Genomic DNA, 2,355 nt, shown 5'->3' on the forward strand with positions numbered 1-2,355 from the left:
CTGTGGTGCAACTCGTTGATCTCACCGGCGATCGCCGGCTCCAACGCCGCGTAGTCGTAATCCAACTCCGGCAGGACGTACTGCTGCGCCATCGAACTCTTCCCTTCACCGATCTTGCGGTTCGGGAGAAGTCTCGAACCTCCAGTGCGCTCAAGGTCAATGACGTTGCGCGAGTGCCGTCGATCACTTTTCACCCTGTTCGGCGCGCGATCGGGAAACTACTCTTCGCATCAGACCGGTCACTCGGAGGAACGATGCCCGAACGATCGCAGATCCCGCACGACCTGGACCTGGACCGCCCCAGCGGGGCCCGCGTGCACGACTTCATCCTCGGCGGCGGCAGCAACTTCTCCTCCGACCGCGACCTGGCCCGCCGGATCCTCGAGGCCGCCCCGGACGTCCGCACCGACGCGCTGGCCAACCGCGCCTGCCTGCACCGCGCGGTGCGCACCTGCCTGGGCCTGGGCGTTCGGCAGTTCCTGGACGTCGGGTGCGGCATCCCGACCCTCGGCACCTCGCACCACACGGCCCAGCAGCTGGCCCCGGACGCGCGAGTGGTCTACGTCGACAGCGAACCGCTGGCCGTCACCCAGGGCGAGCTGCTGCTGGAGAGCAACCCCGGCGCCGCGATCGTGCAGGCCGACCTGCGCGAGGTCGACGCGGTGCTGAGCTCGGAGCGCACCCGCCGGCTGCTGGATCCGGCCGAGCCGGTGGCGGTGCTGATGTTCTCCGTCCTGCACTTCGTCCCGGAGCCCCCGTCGGAGTTGATCCGCCGCTACCTGGACGCCTTCGCGCCGGGTTCGCTGCTCGGCCTGACCCACTTCACCGCCGACCACGCACCGCGGGCCATGCGCGCGGTGCTCGACCTGCTCTCCGACAGCCAGCACCCCGGCACCGCGCGCAGCCGCGCCGAGTTGGAGTCCCTGCTGGCCGGTCTCGACCTGCTGGAGCCGGGCGTGGTGCCGACGGCGGACTGGCGGCCGGAGCCCGGCGACTCGGACCTGCGCACCGCGCTACCGCTGAGCTACGCCGCGCTGGCCCGCAAACCGTGACCAACCCGACATAGATCCATCAGGTGGCAGATAGTGGGCCATCTGCCCAGTTCAAAACACGATTATCCTTCGGTATTCCGACAAACCCCCCTGGTACGGTGACCTCCGTGCCCGAGATGACGTCCGCTGCTACCCGTCGGAGCTCGGGCCGGAGCAAGCGCAAGATCAGCTGGGACGTGGTGCGCGCGGCCTGCGTCGTGCTGGTGATGCTCTACCACTCGACCTTCCTGAGCACCTACCTGCACCCGGAGATGACGCCGCGCACGGTGGTCTTCCCGTTCCAGGTCGGCGCCAGCCTGCTGCTGGTGATCTCGGCGTACTTCGCGTGCGTGACGATCGGTCGCGGATCGCTCCTGCGCTACTGGTGGGGCCGGATGGCCCGGCTCGTCCCACCGTTCCTCGGCGCCGTCGTGGTGATCTTCCTGGTGATGCGCTGGGCCGCCGTGGAGGGCTGGTTCTACCCCACCTTCAGCGACCTCGCGGCGAACCTGCTGATGCTGTGGAACTGGAAGCCCGCCGACTACTGGTTCATCGACGGCTCGCACTGGACCGTTCCGCTGCAGCTCATGGGTTTCACCGCCGCTGCGCTGCTGTACTCCAGCAGGTTCGGGCACGGGCGGCGGATCCTCGTGGTGCTGTGGCTGGCGGTGCTGGTGCCGATCGCGCAGTGGCCGCTGCGGGTGACCGACTCGTCCGAGGCCTACCGCACCATCGTCGACGGCATCGGCATGCACCGCTGGCACCTGTTCGTGGTCGGGGTGGCCATCTGGCTCGGGTCGACGCGGCGGATCTCGATGCCGCACTTCGTCGGGCTGCTGATCGCCTGCATGGCCGGGCAAGCGCTGCACAACTACGCCGAGACGCCCGAGGGCCTGGTGGCCGACTGGGGCTCGACCATCGCGGTCTGCCTGGGCATGGTCGTGGTGTCGCTGGTCGCCTTCGGCCCGGACTGGGACCGGGTGATCCCGAAGTGGCTGGCCGGCCGGATCAGCTGGTTCGCCGGCATCTCCTACGGCGTGTTCCTGGTGCACCAGACCATCGGCTACATCGTGATGCGCAAGCTCGACGAGATCGGCGTGGACCCGCTGCTGCAGACCGCCGCGATGCTGATCACCGGCACCGTCCTCGGCTGGGCGCTGACCCGCGCGGTGGAGCGCCCGTCGCACAAGTTCCTGATGAACACCTACGACCGCCTGGCCGCTCGCCGCGCCGCGAGGTCCGAGGTCGGCTGACACCACCCCGCGCTCATCGCGAAGGGCACCAACACCACTTCCCGGTAAGTTCCCAAAGACATGAAGCCCAA

Annotated in this window: 2 protein-coding genes and 1 pseudogene; 2 read left to right on the top strand and 1 reads right to left on the bottom strand. The window is 68.7% G+C overall.

The window, feature by feature from the left end:
* Nucleotides 1-92, bottom strand: a pseudogene (locus ABTZ89_RS37975) (superoxide dismutase); the annotation flags it as partial.
* Nucleotides 93-254: 162 nt separating this feature from the next.
* Here ABTZ89_RS37975 and ABTZ89_RS37980 point away from each other — a divergent pair.
* Both ABTZ89_RS37980 and ABTZ89_RS37985 read left to right on the top strand, forming a co-directional pair.
* Nucleotides 255-1,052, top strand: coding sequence for an SAM-dependent methyltransferase (locus tag ABTZ89_RS37980; RefSeq protein WP_351054155.1), 798 nt, complete (start codon nucleotides 255-257; stop codon nucleotides 1,050-1,052).
* Nucleotides 1,053-1,168: 116 nt separating this feature from the next.
* Nucleotides 1,169-2,284, top strand: coding sequence for an acyltransferase family protein (locus ABTZ89_RS37985; protein ID WP_351054158.1), 1,116 nt, complete (start codon nucleotides 1,169-1,171; stop codon nucleotides 2,282-2,284).
* Nucleotides 2,285-2,355: the final 71 nt, after the last annotated feature.

This window comes from Saccharopolyspora sp. NPDC002686, from assembly GCF_040295745.1.
In the GTDB taxonomy this organism is placed as follows: domain Bacteria; phylum Actinomycetota; class Actinomycetes; order Mycobacteriales; family Pseudonocardiaceae; genus Saccharopolyspora; species Saccharopolyspora oryzae.

What these genes read in the sequence shown, in the direction of transcription:
- ABTZ89_RS37985 (WP_351054158.1), top strand. Translation starts at nt 1,169, where the DNA reads ATGACGTCCGCTGCTACCCGTCGGAGCTCGGGCCGGAGCAAGCGCAAG.
- ABTZ89_RS37980 (WP_351054155.1), top strand. Translation starts at nt 255, where the DNA reads ATGCCCGAACGATCGCAGATCCCGCACGACCTGGACCTGGACCGCCCC.